Source organism: Halomonas sp. SIMBA_159 (assembly GCF_046536035.1).
Taxonomy (GTDB): domain Bacteria; phylum Pseudomonadota; class Gammaproteobacteria; order Pseudomonadales; family Halomonadaceae; genus Vreelandella; species Vreelandella venusta_A.
The window spans coordinates 43,278-59,521 of sequence record NZ_JAWJBT010000017.1 but is presented as its reverse complement, the minus strand read 5'-3'; the positions used below and the strand labels follow the sequence as shown (position 1 = coordinate 59,521).

Here is a 16,244-nt window from a genome sequence, read left to right as displayed (position 1 = left end):
ACTCTTTGGCAGTGGTCAGTGATGCTGTGGGGTGAAGTGCGATGCGAGCAAATTCAATATGGCTTTGCGGTGCGCTTCCCAGGTGCGTTCATCCATTAGATGGTCAATGACGTGGGGCATTTCGGCATAGGTTAGCCAGAGTTCAACTGTGTCGGAGGGAGTGAGGCCGATCTTAGCGCCTTGGAATTGATGGCGGATCTCAAAGACGATGGTCGGTTCGCCGGTAGGTGTTTGCCGTATCGAGTAACGAAACCGCTTTATCTTTTGATTAGCAGGTGCCATAAGCAATGCCTTAAATGCTGCGTAGTTCCTTTCTATAAGCCATTGTTTTACTTTGGATGGTATAAACAGTTTTGCATAGTTCTTTTTTTATTAAATATCTGTTTGCTATATAAAATTGAGTTATCTTGTAATCAGTAGGTCCCGGGTTCGACTCCTGGTGTCGGCACCACTTAAGTGGTTGATAAGCAAAGCATTTGAGACAGTGATTAAGCCGCCTTTCGAGGCGGCTTTTTCGTATGTGTCCACAAAGTGTCCACAGTGTGGACGTAGGCAGTGCCTACATTATGCCGTGGTGGATAGCGGATTTAGCTTTATGGCTTCTTCCAGGTGATCCGGTGCAAAGTGTGCGTAGCGCATGGTCATGGTGATCGACTGATGATCAAGTATTTGCTGCAGCACCAGGATGTTTCCCCCTTTCATCATAAAGTGACTCGCGAACGTGTGACGAAGTACGTGGGTTAGCTGTCCTTCCGGTACTTCTATCTTCAGTTCCTTATCTACCTCTATCCCCCTCTGACAGCGAGCAAGGCGTGTGGGGTGTGCTCAAAATAAAATATAGGGAGCTATAGAAAACTATGACAAGCGCGGCTTGTAATAAGTAGTGATTAATAATCCCATTTCACCACCCGCGTCTCAAGGGATAGCGAGCACGCGTCTTGACTCGACTATTACGAAGCTCCAGAGCCGTTTGATGCTGATTTCTGTACGGCACTGCAATGAGCGGGAAGGCAGGAGCGTTTGCGGATAGGGCAGCCGTAGGACGAGATGACACTGGCGGCGCTGAAATAATCGTAAGGTTGTTGGTATTCACCGTTTCAGAGTTGCCGCCCGCGCAGGGGGAGTCCTGAAAGGTGGTGTGGCCGTTGGCGACGCATTTATAAATTTCAGCGTTGGCAGTCAATGGCAGCAGTACCAACAGAGCAATCAGCGCGGGTGTTTTCATCGTCCATGAACCCTAAGCGAATATCGGTAACAGAATGTTACCAAGAATCGTTAGGTGTGGGTACCCCGTTGTGGAAATGACGCCTATGAGTGATGGGGCTTATAAACCTCTGTTAAGCCGCTAAGCGGTATCCTGAGCAGCAGCGTTCAATACGCTTCCTTACCTTACTATATGGCCTGCTAATAAAGATGCACTGCCTCCAACACCGCTAGCGGTTCTCCGTGGGCGTTAGTTAACTCAAGGCGGCTACCGCTAATTTCCCAACGCTTGGTGTGCTGAAGTGCACTCAAAATGGCCTGCTCGCTGCGCATTTGTGCAGTAGGGCAGGCCATTTTTGTGGTGGCGATGGGGTGGAAGGTGAGCTGCTGGCCGGTGTGTTGGTAGCGGCCGCTGAGCGTGTTGCAGCCGGTGGAGCCTGCTAAGCGGGTGCTGTCGATATGCAGCACTATATGCGCTTCGCGAACGTTGTTTGTGGCTACCACGGGGTTGTCGTTTACGGTCAGTAGCTTCCAATAGGTATTGGTGAGCGATTCATCCGGAGCCGTGTGTGCGTGCTGGGCTGCGTGGCTTTGGCAGCCGCTTAGCCATAGGCAGAGGGTGGCGGTGATCGCGAGAGAAATACGCATGGCGGTAGCCTTTTACTCTGTGTGGTGGTGTTTTAAAGAAGTGTGTTGGCAATAGATGGGGTTAGTCAATTATTTTATCTTTCGTTATTAAATGACCGATGAAAAGTTATTTGATGCATATCTGTTTGCGTCGTTATAAAGATTAAAGATGCTCCTTTGTGTTTCTGTTCGCTTGATAAGAGAGTGAGGTTGGCTAGTCTCAAGTTACTCGAGTGACACACCGAGTGCGAGTAAATGAGATGGTTTTGCCGAATTCATGAAAAGGAGATTTATCATGACGAACAAACGCAACGATAATGGAATGAGTCGCGAAGAGGCAGGACAGAAGGGCGGTGAGCAAACGTCCAAAACCCATGGTAAAGAGTTTTACGAAGATATTGGCCAAAAAGGCGGTGAAAAAAGCGGTGGTAACTTTGCCAACGACCCTGAGCGCGCCTCGGAAGCTGGTAAGAAAGGTGGCGAAAATAGCCACAGTGGCGGTGGTAATAACCGCTGACGAGCGCGCTTTTAACTGTTCCTGATTTACACGTTCAAGAGTGCCTTTAGCCGCTAAGGCTAAAGGCACAAGGAGTCAAGGATGAGTCGCCCTGTGAACGATAAGAACTTTGGTATGGTGAGTACGCTATATCATGCCTCTCAAGGTGTTCAGCTAAGCTCGCAGTTTTCTCAAGATGCTAAAGAGAACTCCGATCAAGATGCTCAGGCATTTTTTGATCGTGTTGCTAAGCATTACCAGGAAATCGCAGATGAAGCACGGAAGCTGCTAAAGCAGAAGCTTTAAGTTCGTTGCCAGGGAGTGCGCTCCCTGGCAATTACGTTAGGAGAATAGCGCAATGTTTCACCACTCTGGAAAGTTACAATATCCCGTTAAAGTCGATAAACCCAATCCTGAATTTGCCATGTTGCTGCAACAAGCCATTGGCGGCATTGAAGGCGAAATTCGGGTAGCCATGCAGTACTTCTTTCAAGCGATGGGCGCACGCGGCGATGACCGTATCCGCGACATGCTGATGTCCACCGCGACAGAAGAGCTGTCCCATATTGAAATGCTGGGTCATGCGGTTGCCCTTAACCTGGAAGGCGCGCCGGTCTCCTACCAAGAGGCCACTGCAAAAGACCCGGTTATGAATGCCATTCTGGGCGGTGCTAACCCGCGCCACCTGCTCTCATCGGGCCTTTCGGCCATGCCGGTGAATGCTAACGGGGTGCCCTTTGATATGAGCCACGTGTACGCCACGGGCAATATCGCCGCCGACATGCTGGCCAACGCCACGGCGGAAGCCGGTGGCCGCGTACTGGCATCACGCCTGTATAACTGGACCGATGACCACGGCATGAAGGATTTCCTCTCCTTCTTGATTGCTCGCGATACCTATCACCAACAGCAGTGGCTGGCGGTGATTGAAGAGCTGGGCGGCTTTGAGAAGCAGCTGCCGATTCCCAACGCTACGCCGGAAGATAACGAGGCGATGCAGCACTCTTACTACTACCTCAACACGCTATTGGATAAAGAGGCACCGAAAGGCCGCTGGTCGGAAGGCATCTCGCTAGATGGTCGAAACCAGTACAGCGTGCGCAACCAGCCCGCGCCGGAAGGCCAAGAACCGAGCCTGGGCGGTGCAAAAGAGAAGTCCGGGGCGCAAAAAGAGCAGATCGACCCTAAAAAGTAAGCATTATTTGTTGTCCACGCCGCTGATGAACAAGGAGAGCGCACGATGGAAGCCAAGTATCTGGAAGATTGGTTACGCGATGCCCATGCAATGGAAAAGCAGGCGGAAGAGATGTTGAAAGCGCAAGCGAAGCGGATTGAACACTATCCCGCTCTGAGCGCACGTATTGAGCAGCACCTGCATGAAACCGAGCACCAGGCGGAAAAGTTGGAGCGGGTGATGAATGAGCTGGGGATTGATACCTCGGCCATGAAGGACATGGGCGGCAAGCTTACTGCTTTCGGGCAGTCGATTGGCGGCATGATGGCAGGCGATGAAGTGGTGAAAGGGGGTATTGCCAGCTACGCCTTCGAGTGTTTTGAAATTGCCAGCTATAAGGCGTTGATTGCCTCTGCGGAGCAGGCCAACCAGCCAGAAGTAGTGCGCGTATGTCGCGAGATCCTGCAGGAAGAGCGGGCCATGGCCGAATGGCTCGACCAGCACCTGGATGAAACCACCCGCTCCTTCCTTACCCGCGCCGCTGACAACGACGTGCAGGTCAAGAAGTAAGGCAGTGTGAGCAAGAAGTAACGCAGAGCGAGATGGCTAGTCACGCCCTTTTCCCCGGTAGCCCAGGCCGGGGTTTTTTTATGCTTATAAAACTGATGTACGATATCGAGGCAGAGATGACTGTATGAGCGTTCAGTGCCAAGGATGATTGTTTTGGTCATGCAAGCACTGTTATCAAGGAGTGGTTACTTCTTCTATATAAGGAGGTTCTGTATTAACGATAGGGTCTGATGTGCGCATGCCCGCTCGAATGTTACGTGGCAGCTAAGAAAAAGTGAGATAGTTTGATATCCTGATGATTAGTGATAGTAGTAACGTTGGTAGGAGTGTTTAAATATTTTTCGGTTGTTTTAAGAACTGATTTGTCATCCTTTATTCACGTATTAGATGGTTGATTTGAATTATTAAAGATTTGCGTTGATTTCCTGGTGATTGGTTTTTATGTATTGATGAATTTTCTTGCATGCATTCTTGTTAGGCTATCACTTTTTGGTAGGTGTTTTTAATTATTTTACGAGGTGATCGGGGAAATAGCTCTTATGGTTGCTCGGTTAGTATTTTTTTCTATTTCTGGAGTGTTGATGTTATAAAAGCTATTTTTATTGTTCACAGTGCGACATGTTTTAAGTGGAGATAATGATTTTATACAGGGCTTTGAATGATTTATATACAGCTATGGATGTTTCAATTGGTGTGTTTTTTATTTTGTTGTGAAAGAGTTATTGATATAGGCTGTGTTAGATAAAGGTGATTCATGGCGAAAAAAACATTAACAAATGTTAATAATCAAGGGTTTTTTGACTTTTGATAGCTGGGGTTATAAAACCATCTTGTTTAGTTATTTATATTTGTCTATATTTTTGGCGCGTTATCTTCCTTCCTAAATGTGGGCATTGTCAATAATCCTGGTGGGTATAGCTTTTGTCTAACTACAAGGAGTGTAGAGATGGATAAAGTGACTGCAGAAGAGCATAAGCAATTGGAAGATAGAAATCGCAAAGATGTAAGGGGTGGCCTAAGTAGTGATAGCTCTTGTATAAGTTTGGGTGACGTGCTGGGCCTTTATGGGGAGCTAAGCACTGGTGCCCGTGAAGCGTTAGCGAACATTCGACAGAAACCCGTCGAGCTTCGACGCAACCAGAAGGTATTTTCGCTATGTGAGGGCCGTGCCGATATTTTTGTGGTGAAAGAGGGGTGGGCAAGCCTTTCACATGCCACTAGCACAAGAGGGCAGGGTATCTGTAACGTCTTTATGCCTGGCGATATTGTTGGCATGCGAGAAAGTTTTTTTGAAAATCATGATATCGTTATTCTTTCTTTAACTAATTGTAAGCTTGAAAAAGTATCCATTGATGGTTTGCATGAATTATTTAAAACCAATGAGGAAGTAAGAAAAGCAATTACTTCGTATGTGATGGTGAATGAAAATATTACTATTGAGCGTTTGAGAAGTTGTACGCATCATCGCTCTGAAGAGCGCGTGGCGCATTTTCTTTTAGAGGTTTATGCCCGCTTTACCTTTAAAGGGCTGTTAGCTAGTAACGTTTTTTCTTTTCCAGTCACACAAGATGTCGTGGGTGAATTGCTAGGCATGACCAGTGTGCATGTAAGTCGCTGTATGACAGCGCTTGAGCAGAAAAAGTTAATTCGCAAGACCCGCAGTAGTGTCAAGCTGCTGCAGCCAGAAGAGATGACGCGTAATACCGGGTTTGATCGAGATTTTATCTATGGTCATTTATGCCTTGGGTAGCATGAGTTATCGCTATCAAAGATTAAAGTGATAGTGGCTGGTGATGGTTTTAAGCGAAGTTGTTGTAGTGGTTTTTAGCGATGTGAATATCTTTAGGAAAATGTCATAACCCACGTTATGAAAGAGGGAGTCTTAGCTTGCAAGCGTGAATTGATTAGCTACCCTATTGGGCACGCTGTGCTTCTAAAGAAGTACGTTTTAACTGAATTTTAATCATACAAGGATTGGATTAGATGACAGTCAGTAATTCCCCACTTAATAATGTGAAGGCCCACAAGCAGTATAGCGAGATGGCCGATACGCCCTCGGCAGGTAATGTGAAGGTAGTGGACGCCTACCCGACGCGCCTAGCCCAAGCACCTAAGTCCCTGGCACAGCCCCGTCGCGATGGGGTGGTGAAAGGGCGTCAATTGCCGGGGCCGCTTACCCAAGCGCAGTTGGATGAGTTTGAGCGCAACGGGTATCTGTTTATCCCTAACCTGTTCATTGGCGAAGAGCTGACAGCGCTGCGTGAAGAGTTGAGCGCGCTAATGAGCAACGACGCTTACCGTGACAAGGAATTCAGCGTCACGGAGCCGCAAAGCCAGGAGATGCGTTCGCTGTTTGCGGTACATAAGCTCTCCAAGCGGCTGGGCGCGCTTGCCAGCGATGAGCGCGTAGCCGGTGCCGCACGGCAAATTATTGGCGATGACCCTTACGTGCACCAGTCGCGCATTAACTACAAGCCGGGCTTTGCCGGGAAAGGCTTTAACTGGCACTCGGATTTTGAAACCTGGCACGCGGAAGATGGCATGCCCCATATGCATGCGGTGAGTGCATCGCTGATCTTGACCGATAACCACGAGTTTAACGGCCCGCTGATGCTGATTCCCGGCTCGCACATGGAATTTGTGCCCTGCTTAGGGGAAACGCCAGAGGATAACCATAAAAGCTCGCTGAAAGCCCAAGAGGTAGGCGTACCAAGCCCTGAAGCGCTGACCCACTTGGTCGGTAAATACGGTATTGATGCGCCCAAAGGCAAAGCGGGGGGCCTGCTGCTGTTTGACTGCAACACGCTGCACGCGTCTAACGCAAATCTCTCGCCAGACCCGCGCAGTAACGTGTTTTTCGTTTTTAACCGGCCTGATAATCGCTGTGTAGAGCCCTTTGCCGCTCCCAAACAGCGCCCGCCGTTCTTGGCCCACGGCCCAGATGAGCGCTGGAATCCAGGCGAGTAAACGGGTGTGATTGGCCTGCGTCTTGGAAAAGCGGTGGTGAAACTGTGGAACATACGCATAGCTGGGGTAGACTAATGCGCCTGTCGTTGCGAATGCGGCACGCATAATGAGAAGGAGAAGACCCGCCATGCGTTTTGTTCCACAGTTTACCGATGGTCAGGAGTTTCCCCACACGCTGGGCAAGGTCGTCTGTGTCGGCCGCAACTATGCCGACCACGCCAAAGAGTTGGATAACCCGGTTCCCAGTGAGCCGCTGCTGTTTATCAAGCCCGCTACCAGCGTGGTGGATTTAACCAAGCCGCTCGACCCGCCGTTTTCACGGGGCGATGTACATTATGAAGTTGAGCTGGCGTTACTGGTGGGGGAAACGTTAACCCACGCCACTCAAGACGAAGCGGAGCGCGCCATTGCAGGCATTGGCCTGGCGATGGATTTAACCCTGCGCGACGTGCAAACCAAGCTAAAAGAGAAAGGCCACCCTTGGGAAATTGCCAAGGCTTTTGATGGGGCCTGCCCGCTGTCGCCGTTTCTTCCGCTAAGCCGCGTGCCGAACTGGAACGCACTGGCGTTTACGCTGGAAATCGACGGTGAAGAGCGCCAGCACGGTGAAGGCGCGGATATGATCTTTGCGATTCCTACGTTGGTTGCTGAGATGAGCCGTCACTTTACGCTAGAACCTGGCGATGTGATCTTAACCGGCACCCCGGCTGGCGTGGGCGAACTGCCCCGTGGCGCTGCGCTGCGCTTGACCCTCACTGGCGGTCTGGAAATTAACACCAGCGTGGTGGAGTAACGGTCAGCAAAGCGTGATAGTGGCTGCAAAATAGCGGCTGCAAAAACAAAGGCCACCGATGCGCTCGGTGGCCTTTTATGTGCGATTGACTCGTCCTGAATAGAGTATTGCAAACGCGCCGGGTTACTCCAGGTAGGTGTAGCCCTCCAGGCCCTCGCTCAGGCTGGCCGCGAAGTGAGCCTGCTCTTCTGTCGAGAAACCGCTGGTGATCAGCTGCTCGGTGAGTTTCTGCTTTAACACACGGGCATCGAAGTTCACGTAGGCCAGTACGTCGGCAACGGTGTCTCCTGCCTGGGGGTTAGAGAGCACCCACTGACCGTCTTCACCAAGCGCGGCATCCACCGAGTCGGTATCGCCGAACAGGTTGTGTAGGTCACCCAAAATCTCTTGATACGCACCGACCAAGAAGAAGCCGAGCCAGCGCTCGTCGTCGTTGGCCCACTCTGGCAGCGGCAGAGTGCTTTCCACCCCTTGGCCATCCACATAGCTATCGATACGGCCATCGGAATCGCAGGTGATGTCTTGAACCACCGCGCGGCGAGTGGGCGCTTTATCCAGCCCGGAGAGGGGCAGTACGGGGAAAATCTGTTCAATACCCCATACGTCCGGCACCGACTGGAACAGCGAGAAGTTAACGAACAGTTTATCGGCCAATTTTTCGGCCAGCTCGTCCATAATTTCCCGGTGCGCGCGGTTGCGGGTGTCCAGCTTGCCACGCAGGCGTGCGCAGGCCGCCATATAAAGCCGCTCGCCTTCGGCGCGGGCATTGATATTGCTCAGCCCCAGTACGAAACGGTCTTGCAGCTCGCTAACCGCTTGCAGCAGATCGTGCCAGGCTTCGACCAGTACCCGTGGTTCTTGGGTATCGGCGAGTTGGTCGTATACCCGCCACAGCTCTTCCACCTGCGGGTCTTCTTCTTGGTCAGCCCGCTCGGGTGGCGTGTCGTTCACGCGCTCTTCGCCAATCACATTGGTGATCAGCACCGCGTGGTGGGCCGTCAGCGAGCGACCAGACTCACTGATCAGATGCGGCTGGGGCAGGTCAGCCTCTTGGCACAGCTGGGCAAACGCGCTGACCACGTTACGGGCGTACTCCTGCATGGAGTAGTTCGCCGAGCAGTAGCTGCGCGAGCGGGTACCTTCGTAGTCGATCCCTAAGCCGCCACCCACATCGACCGTGTCGATGGGCGCACCCAGGCTCATCAAGTTTTGATAAAAACGCGCGCACTCTCGCAGGCCGCGCTGAATATCGCGAATATTGGCGATTTGCGAGCCCAAATGGAAATGCACCAGCTGCAGGCTGGCCAGGGCATCCTGGGCACGCAGGGTCTCGACCACTTCAAGGATTTGGCTGGAGGTAAGACCAAACTTCGACTTCTCACCGCCGGTGTTCTGCCACTTACCTTTGCCGACCGAGGCCAACCGCGCGCGCAGGCCAATGCGTGGGGTCACATCCAGCTCGCGGGCCTCTTCTAAAATCAGCTCCAGCTCAGAGAGCTTCTCCACCACCAGATACACTTTGTGGCCGAGCTTCTCTCCCAAGAGCGCTAGGCGAACGTATTCACGGTCTTTGTAGCCGTTACACACGATCAGCGAAGAGCCGCCATCGGAGAGGGCCAGCACCGCCAGGAGTTCAGGCTTGCTACCGGCTTCCAAACCCACCCGGCCATTGCCGCGCTCAGAGGTGGCCAGAATTTCTTCGACCACACGGCGCTGTTGGTTGACCTTAATCGGATAGACCGCGGTGTAGCCGCCTTGGTAATCCACGTCCTGCATGGCGGCATCAAACGCGCCACACAGCTGCTCTACGCGGTCATGGAGAATATCGCTAAAGCGCACCAGTACCGGCAGACGCAGCCCGGCGGTTTGCAGCTGGCGCACTAATGCACTGATCGGCAGCGCCGGGCCTTCTGCATCGCTGCCCAGCGGGTGTACCAGGGCTTGGCCGTGGTCGTCTACGTCAAAGTAGCCGCTGCCCCACTGGTCCATGTTCCAAGTGCGGCGGGCACGCACGGCGGGGCTGCTGGTCGTTGCCATATCACTCATTAAGAAGCCTCTGGAATCGGAAGTGCGCCAAACGCGATGCGTGCTTTGAGAATCACGCGGAAGCGCTCGGGGTCATGGGGAGTTAAGTCGTGTGCCGGTGGGTCTACGTAGACCACTAACAGCCGCGACAACCAATAGCGTAGCGCGGTCATGCGCAGCATGGTAGGCCAGAGCGCGCGCTCATGCTCGGTCAGCGGGCGACGCGCTTGGTAGGCGCTTAATATTGCGTTGTAGCGCTCGGCGTTCAGCGTGCCGTCTTCATTGGACGCCCAGTCGTTAATCACAATCGCCAGATCGAACAGCAAGTCGCCGGTGCAGCCATTGTAGAAATCGATAATGCCGCCCAGCGCGTCGTCTTCGAACAGCGTGTTATCGCGGAACAGGTCGCCATGCAGCGCCCCCTGGGGCAGTTTGCCGTACGCTCCAAACGCCCCTTCGAAGTCATCGACCTCGTTTTTCATCAGCGTCTGGTCGTCGGGGCTGATGTAGGTGAGCACTTTATGGTGCACCGCACGCAGCCAGTGAAGATCGCGGGGATTAGGGCGATGGCCGGGGAAGTGTTGCGACACTTTATGTAACCGCCCAAGCGTTGACCCCAGCGCTTGGCACTGGACCAGGTTAGGGGCGCTGGGGTGCTTGCCCGGCAGGCGCGGAAACAGCAGCGCAGGCTTGCCCGCTAAACTATGCAGCGCAATGCCTTCGCGGTCGTGAATAGTGCCGGGCACCGGGAGACGGTGCTCGTCTAGGTAATCCAGTAACTCAACAAAAAAGGGCAGCTCTTCATGTTCACCCTGTTCAAACAGGGTCAACACCAGCTCGCGGCGGTCCGTGGTCACGAAAAACGTGGAATTTTCCGTACCGCCCGCCACTCCCTGCAGAGCGACAAAACTGCCGACATCAAATTTTTCTAAAAACGCGGCGACCTGTGCGTCGCTCAGCGGAGTAAATACAGCCATGAGAATCTCGCCCAGGTTGCTAAGCCCGTTATTGTAGCGGCTTGGCGCGCCAGTTGGCAGCGTTGTGTCGGCAAGAGTGGCGTCTTTCGCGGGGCTTTTCTGCAGCCAGAGCGTCGAACGCGTATTATTGGGGAATAGACGTTCTCACTGTTTTGCTGACTATGGAATTTGGTTATGGCCCGTGCTCCAATCGTGCTTGTTGATGGCTCTTCGTACCTCTACCGCGCGTTTCACGCGCTGCCGCCGCTAACGACCTCTAACGGCCAGCCTACCGGGGCTGTGAAGGGGGTCATCAATATGCTCAAACGGTTGATCAAAGATTACCCGGAAAGCCCGATGGCTGTGGTCTTTGATGCGCCGGGCAAAACCTTCCGCGATGAGATGTACAGCGAGTACAAAGCCCATCGCCCACCCATGCCAGATGACCTGCGCAGCCAAATTAAACCGCTGCATGCTTGCGTAAAGGCCTTGGGCTTGCCGCTGCTGTGTATTGAAGGGGTAGAAGCGGACGACGTGATAGGCACACTGGCTCACCACGCGACCCAAGCAGGCCGCGATGCGGTGATTTCCACCGGCGATAAAGACATGGCGCAGCTGGTCAATCGCCACATCACCCTGGTTAACACCATGAAAGAGGAAACGCTGGATGAGGCGGGCGTGGAGGAGAAGTTCGGCCTACCGCCTGCGCTGATCATCGATTTCCTCGCGCTGATGGGCGACAAGGTAGATAACATTCCTGGCGTGCCTGGGGTGGGCGAGAAAACCGCCATTGGCCTGCTGCAAGGCATGGGCGGCGGCTTAGACACGATTTATGGCGATTTAGAGCGCGTTACTACCCTAAGCTTTCGCGGTGCCAAAACGCTGCCCAAAAAGCTGGAAGAGCATCGCGAGCAGGCGTTTCTGTCGTATCAGTTGGCCACCATTAAAACTGACTGTGACCTGCCCGTGGGCCTGGATGATTTGGATATTGCCCACCCAGACCGCGAAGCGCTGGTCGAGCTGTATAAAGAGATGGAGTTTAAGCAGTGGCTTGCCGAGCTGCTGGAAGGGAAAGACCAGGGCGTTGACGATGTAAAAGGCGGCGAGCCTACCCCTGAAAGCGCCAGCGATGAACCGGCTGCTGCCCCCACCCAGCGCGACGATCACGTGATTACCGACCAAGCGCAGTGGGAGAAGTGGCTTGCGCGGTTGCAAAACGCCGAGCGGTTCTGCTTCGATTTAGAAACCACCAGCCTTAACTATATGGATGCCGATATTGTCGGGGTAGGGATTGCGCTGGAGGCGGGGGAAGCCGCCTATATTCCTCTCGCTCATGACTACCTGGATGCCCCCACACAGCTTGACCGCCACGCCGTGCTGGCTGCGTTAAAGCCGCTGCTGGAAGACCCAACCAAAACCAAGATTGGCCAAAACCTCAAGTACGATATCTCCGTACTGGCGAACTATGACATTGCTGTTGTCGGGCCGCTGGCGGACACCATGCTGGCGTCATATGTACTGAATTCCACCGTGACCCGCCACGACATGGATTCGCTGGCGCTGAAGTATCTGGGCGAAAAAACCATTTCGTTTGAAGAGATTGCCGGCAAAGGTGCCAAGCAGCTGACCTTCAATCAAATCGCCCTAGAGCAGGCGGCCCACTACGCCTGTGAAGACGTGGATATCACCCTGCGCCTTCAAGAAGTGCTGCGCCCGCAGGTAGAGCAAGAAGGGCGCTTGGCACAGGTGTTGGATCACTTAGAGCTGCCGCTGATCAATGTACTGTCGCGCATTGAGCGTAACGGCGTGGCCTTGGATGCCGAGCGCCTGCATCAGCAGAGCCAGCAGCTAGAGCAGCGCATTCGCGAGCTAGAGAGCGAAGCCTTTGAGTTGGCAGGGCGCGAGTTTAATTTAAGCTCGCCCAAGCAGCTGGGCCAGATTCTGTTTGAAGAGCAGAAAATCCCGGTGATCAAGAAAACCCCCAAAGGTGCGCCTTCAACGGCGGAGGCGGTGTTGGAAGAGCTAGCGCTCGACTACCCGCTGCCCAAAGTTATTATGCAGCACCGTGGGCTTGCCAAACTGAAGTCCACCTACACCGATAAGCTGCCACGCCTGCTCAACAAAACCACCGGGCGCGTACACACCAGCTACCACCAGGCCGTCACGGCCACCGGGCGGCTTTCGTCGTCGGACCCCAACCTGCAAAACATTCCCATCCGTACCGAAGAGGGCCGTAAGATTCGCCAAGCATTCGTGGCGCGCCCCGGTTACCGCATCGTGGCGGCGGATTACTCGCAGATTGAGCTGCGCATTATGGCGCACCTCTCAGAAGATAAAGGCCTGTTGGAAGCGTTTGCCGAAGGTCGCGATATCCACACGGCTACAGCGGCGGAGGTCTTCAGTACCTCATTAGAAAAGGTCACCGCCGACCAGCGCCGCAGTGCTAAAGCCATCAACTTTGGCTTGATTTACGGTATGAGCGCCTGGGGGCTTTCCCGCCAGCTGCACATCGACCGCAACCAGGCGCAAACCTACATCGACCGTTACTTTGATCGCTACCCCGGCGTGGCCCGCTATATGGACCGCATTCGTACCCAGGCAGCGGAAGATGGCTTTGTGGAAACCGTGATGGGGCGGCGCTTATATCTGCCTGAGATTCACTCGCAAAACCGCAACCGCCGCCAGGGGGCCGAACGCACGGCTATCAACGCGCCGATGCAGGGCACGGCGGCGGATATCATCAAACAGGCGATGATTGATGTGGATGCGTGGCTAGCGGAAGGAGAGTTCGATGCCCTGATGGTCATGCAGGTACACGATGAATTGGTGTTCGAGGTGGCCGAGGCGCAGGTAGAGCGCTTTATTGAGCAAGTGCAGGCACGCATGCAGGCCGCAGCCTCGCTCAGCGTACCGCTGATTGTGGAAGCGCAAAGCGGCGCGAATTGGGATGAAGCCCACTAACGAACGAGTGAGTACCCGCCAATAACGAACCACCCCCGCAGCGCTCGCTGCGGGGGTGGTTGTTAGTGCGTTACTTAGACACCGGGCTTTAAAAACCGCGGGTGCTTAAGACGCGCTTAACGCCAGCTAACGCGGTCGAAAATACGTACCGCTTCCGGGTTGTTCTCACCCAGGATGCTGATGTTGATGTCGTCTTTGGCAAAATCGCCCCAAGACTCCAGTACCGGGTTTTTCTTCACGCCTTCAACGACCGGGAACTCATAGTTACGGTCGGCCAGCACTTCTTGCGCTTGGTCAGAGGCCAGGAACTCCAGGAAGCGAATGCCGTTTTCCGGGTTCTGTGCGTTGGCAACGAGGCCCGCGCCGCCGACGTTGACGTGGGTGCCACGGTCATCTTGGTTGGGGAAAATTACGCCGACTTTGCGGGCGGCTTCGCGCTCGGCTGCATCGTCAGAGTGCAGCATACGCACGTAGTAGTAGTGGTTAGCCACGGCTACGCCACATTCGCCGCTGGCAACGCCAAGAATTTGGTCGGTGTCACCACCTTCCGGGTCACGCGCCATGTTATTCACAACGCCTTGGGCCCACTCTTGCGCGCCTTCTTCGCCGTGATGCTCAATCATCGATGCCAGCAAGGACTGGTTATAGATGTTGTTGGAAGAGCGAATGCACACTTGGCCTTCAAACTGCGGGTCAGCGAGATCTTCGTAGGTAGAGATCTGGCTTGGGTCGAAGTTTTCGCGGTTGTAGAAAATAACGCGTGCACGCTGGCTAAAACCAAACCACATGCCTTCCGGATGACGCATGGATTCTGGCAGGCGCTCGTTGAGCACATCAGACTCAACGCTTTGGAACAGACCGTCTTGCTCAGCACGCCACAGGTTGCCCGCATCCACGGTCAGCATGACATCAGCAGGGCTCGCCACGCCTTCACGCTGCATACGCTCCATCAGCTGGTTGGCGTCGCCTTCCAGCACGTTCACTTCAATACCGGTTTCGTCAGTGAACGCTTGGTAGAGAATTTCGTCAGAGTCGTAGTGACGCGCAGAGTAGATGTTAACTTCGTTAGCGAGTGCGCTGCTGGCAAACGCAGAACCGGCCATGATGGCGGCGACGGAAGCCGTCAGACGTGCTTTTTTCATAAAAAATTACCCTGAATGTTTATGATAATAAGTTGCATTAGCGCCGGTTCGTATTGAAACGCCTTGTTCGACGCGCGTCAAGCGAAATGCTAATGACACTCATCACTTTTTATGCATAAGCGTGCATCTGGTGCCAATAGAAAATAGAATGCAAATAACTTTCAACCGTGTTCGCAATGGCAGCGCGTAAAAACGCTCTCAACGAACAAACCATGGGTGAACGAATGACGGCAACTGTGTCACTTACTGAGGTGGCGGCGCCCGCATCGGCGCTGTCGCTACGCGGTGTTCAGCATACGTTTGCGGCCAATAAAGTCGTTAAAGGCATCGATCTTGATATTGCTCAGGGCGAAGTAGTCTGCCTGCTAGGCCCTTCTGGCTGCGGTAAAACCACGCTGCTGCGCATCGCGGCGGGTTTGGAAGTCGTCCAAGAAGGCACGGTCAGCCTGGAAGAGCAGACCATTGCCGCCCCTGGTAAGCGCCATGTGCCGCCGGAAAAGCGCAACGTCGGCTTGGCCTTTCAAGATTCGGCACTGTTTCCCCATCTGAGCGTGGTGGAAAATGTCACCTTCGGTTTAAAGCATCTCCCCGGTAGTCAGCGCCGTGAACGTGCGCTTGAGCTGCTAGCGCAGCTAGGTATGGCCGATTACGCCGACACCTATCCGCACATGCTCTCAGGTGGCCAGCAGCAGCGTGTGGCGCTGGCGCGTGCCCTTGCACCCACGCCTAAGCTGATGCTGCTGGACGAGCCCTTCTCAAGCCTGGATGCTCGGCTGCGAGACCGTATCCGCGACGATACGCTGCACGTGTTGAAAAAGTTGGGCTCGGCCACGCTGCTGGTAACCCACGACCCGGAAGAAGCGATGTTTATGGCTGACCGTATCGCGCTGATGCGAGATGGCCAAATCGTTCAAACGGGCACGCCGCGAGAGCTTTACTGCGCACCAGTTGATCCGTTTGTGGTGACTTTTTTCGGTGAAGTGAACGAGCTGGAAGGCGTGGTGCAAGGCGGGGTCGTGCAAACGCCGGTGGGCGCAGTGGATGCCAGCTGGCTACCAGAAGGCAGCGCCGCCCAGGTGATGATTCGCCCTGAGGCGCTGCGCATTAAAGAGCGCGATTTACCAGCGGAGGCGCACAGCCACAGCCACGTGGTGATGGCGAAACTGCTGGGTCGCACTAGCTTGATTCACCTCTGCGCCCACGGTGTGGATGGTCAGGAAGCTCACCTGCACGCACGGGTGCCGGGCGTTTTCCTACCCCAGGAGGGCCAGCCGATCGATATCGACCTCGACCACTCCCAGGTGTTTATCTTTCCGCGTTAGTTGCGCGT

The 16,244-nt window shown here is 54.0% G+C and carries 15 protein-coding genes, 1 tRNA gene and 1 pseudogene; 10 read left to right on the top strand and 7 right to left on the bottom strand.

Annotation, left to right across the window (positions count from 1 at the left end; translation table 11 throughout):
• Nucleotides 1-15: 15 nt before the first annotated feature.
• Nucleotides 16-282 carry a hypothetical protein gene (locus R0J87_RS12430; RefSeq protein WP_498886451.1) on the bottom strand — a complete coding sequence of 89 codons (267 nt, stop codon included), beginning with the start codon at nucleotides 280-282 and terminating at the stop codon, nucleotides 16-18.
• Nucleotides 283-320: 38 nt separating this feature from the next.
• Between R0J87_RS12430 and R0J87_RS12425 the strand changes: the two genes are divergently transcribed.
• Nucleotides 321-451, top strand: a tRNA-OTHER gene (locus R0J87_RS12425).
• A 113-nt stretch (nucleotides 452-564) separates the two neighbouring features.
• Here R0J87_RS12425 and R0J87_RS12420 read toward each other — a convergent pair.
• The 3 genes and pseudogenes from R0J87_RS12420 to R0J87_RS12410 all read right to left on the bottom strand — a co-directional run.
• Nucleotides 565-759 (bottom strand): annotated as a pseudogene (locus tag R0J87_RS12420) (tyrosine-type recombinase/integrase); the annotation flags it as partial.
• A 142-nt stretch (nucleotides 760-901) separates the two neighbouring features.
• Nucleotides 902-1,225 (bottom strand): DUF4124 domain-containing protein, encoded by a 324-nt coding sequence (locus tag R0J87_RS12415; RefSeq protein WP_498886450.1) that lies wholly within the window; start codon nucleotides 1,223-1,225, stop codon nucleotides 902-904.
• Between the two features lie 179 nt (nucleotides 1,226-1,404).
• On the bottom strand, nucleotides 1,405-1,851 hold the full coding sequence (locus tag R0J87_RS12410) for an META domain-containing protein (RefSeq protein ID WP_498886448.1): 447 nt from the start codon (nucleotides 1,849-1,851) through the stop codon (nucleotides 1,405-1,407).
• Between the two features lie 274 nt (nucleotides 1,852-2,125).
• Here R0J87_RS12410 and R0J87_RS12405 point away from each other — a divergent pair, with 274 nt between their 5' ends.
• From R0J87_RS12405 to R0J87_RS12375, 7 genes are all read left to right on the top strand, one after another.
• A complete protein-coding gene (locus tag R0J87_RS12405) occupies nucleotides 2,126-2,347 on the top strand; it encodes a con-10 family general stress protein (protein ID WP_404343544.1) in 222 nt (73 codons plus the stop codon).
• An 81-nt stretch (nucleotides 2,348-2,428) separates the two neighbouring features.
• Nucleotides 2,429-2,632, top strand: a complete 204-nt coding sequence (locus R0J87_RS12400) for a hypothetical protein (RefSeq protein WP_498886445.1) — start codon at nucleotides 2,429-2,431, stop codon at nucleotides 2,630-2,632.
• 52 nt (nucleotides 2,633-2,684) lie between these two features.
• On the top strand, nucleotides 2,685-3,521 hold the full coding sequence (locus R0J87_RS12395; protein ID WP_498886443.1) for a manganese catalase family protein: 837 nt from the start codon (nucleotides 2,685-2,687) through the stop codon (nucleotides 3,519-3,521).
• 45 nt (nucleotides 3,522-3,566) lie between these two features.
• Complete coding sequence (locus tag R0J87_RS12390; protein WP_498886442.1) at nucleotides 3,567-4,070, top strand: ferritin-like domain-containing protein; 504 nt, start codon at nucleotides 3,567-3,569, stop codon at nucleotides 4,068-4,070.
• 946 nt (nucleotides 4,071-5,016) lie between these two features.
• Nucleotides 5,017-5,820 (top strand): Crp/Fnr family transcriptional regulator, encoded by an 804-nt coding sequence (locus R0J87_RS12385; protein ID WP_498886440.1) that lies wholly within the window; start codon nucleotides 5,017-5,019, stop codon nucleotides 5,818-5,820.
• Between the two features lie 233 nt (nucleotides 5,821-6,053).
• Complete coding sequence (gene thpD, locus R0J87_RS12380) at nucleotides 6,054-7,037, top strand: ectoine hydroxylase (RefSeq protein ID WP_498886439.1); 984 nt, start codon at nucleotides 6,054-6,056, stop codon at nucleotides 7,035-7,037.
• A 127-nt stretch (nucleotides 7,038-7,164) separates the two neighbouring features.
• Nucleotides 7,165-7,830 carry a fumarylacetoacetate hydrolase family protein gene (locus R0J87_RS12375; RefSeq protein ID WP_404343528.1) on the top strand — a complete coding sequence of 222 codons (666 nt, stop codon included), beginning with the start codon at nucleotides 7,165-7,167 and terminating at the stop codon, nucleotides 7,828-7,830.
• Between the two features lie 123 nt (nucleotides 7,831-7,953).
• Here the strand turns inward: R0J87_RS12375 and speA are convergent, their stop codons facing one another.
• A complete protein-coding gene (speA, locus tag R0J87_RS12370; protein ID WP_498886438.1) occupies nucleotides 7,954-9,876 on the bottom strand; it encodes a biosynthetic arginine decarboxylase in 1,923 nt (640 codons plus the stop codon).
• Nucleotides 9,876-10,832 carry a homoserine kinase gene (locus R0J87_RS12365; RefSeq protein WP_498886436.1) on the bottom strand — a complete coding sequence of 319 codons (957 nt, stop codon included), beginning with the start codon at nucleotides 10,830-10,832 and terminating at the stop codon, nucleotides 9,876-9,878. The genes speA and R0J87_RS12365 overlap by 1 nt, the downstream gene beginning before the upstream one ends.
• A gap of 174 nt (nucleotides 10,833-11,006) precedes the next feature.
• On the opposite strand from R0J87_RS12365, the gene polA reads away from it, so the two are divergent.
• Entirely contained in the window at nucleotides 11,007-13,772 is a 2,766-nt protein-coding gene (gene polA / locus R0J87_RS12360; RefSeq protein ID WP_498886434.1) for a DNA polymerase I, read from the top strand.
• Between the two features lie 116 nt (nucleotides 13,773-13,888).
• Here the strand turns inward: polA and R0J87_RS12355 are convergent, their stop codons facing one another.
• A complete protein-coding gene (locus tag R0J87_RS12355) occupies nucleotides 13,889-14,914 on the bottom strand; it encodes a Fe(3+) ABC transporter substrate-binding protein (protein ID WP_498886432.1) in 1,026 nt (341 codons plus the stop codon).
• A 224-nt stretch (nucleotides 14,915-15,138) separates the two neighbouring features.
• Here R0J87_RS12355 and R0J87_RS12350 point away from each other — a divergent pair, with 224 nt between their 5' ends.
• Nucleotides 15,139-16,236 (top strand): ABC transporter ATP-binding protein, encoded by a 1,098-nt coding sequence (locus R0J87_RS12350; protein WP_404343518.1) that lies wholly within the window; start codon nucleotides 15,139-15,141, stop codon nucleotides 16,234-16,236.
• The last annotated feature ends 8 nt before the right edge of the window (nucleotides 16,237-16,244 follow it).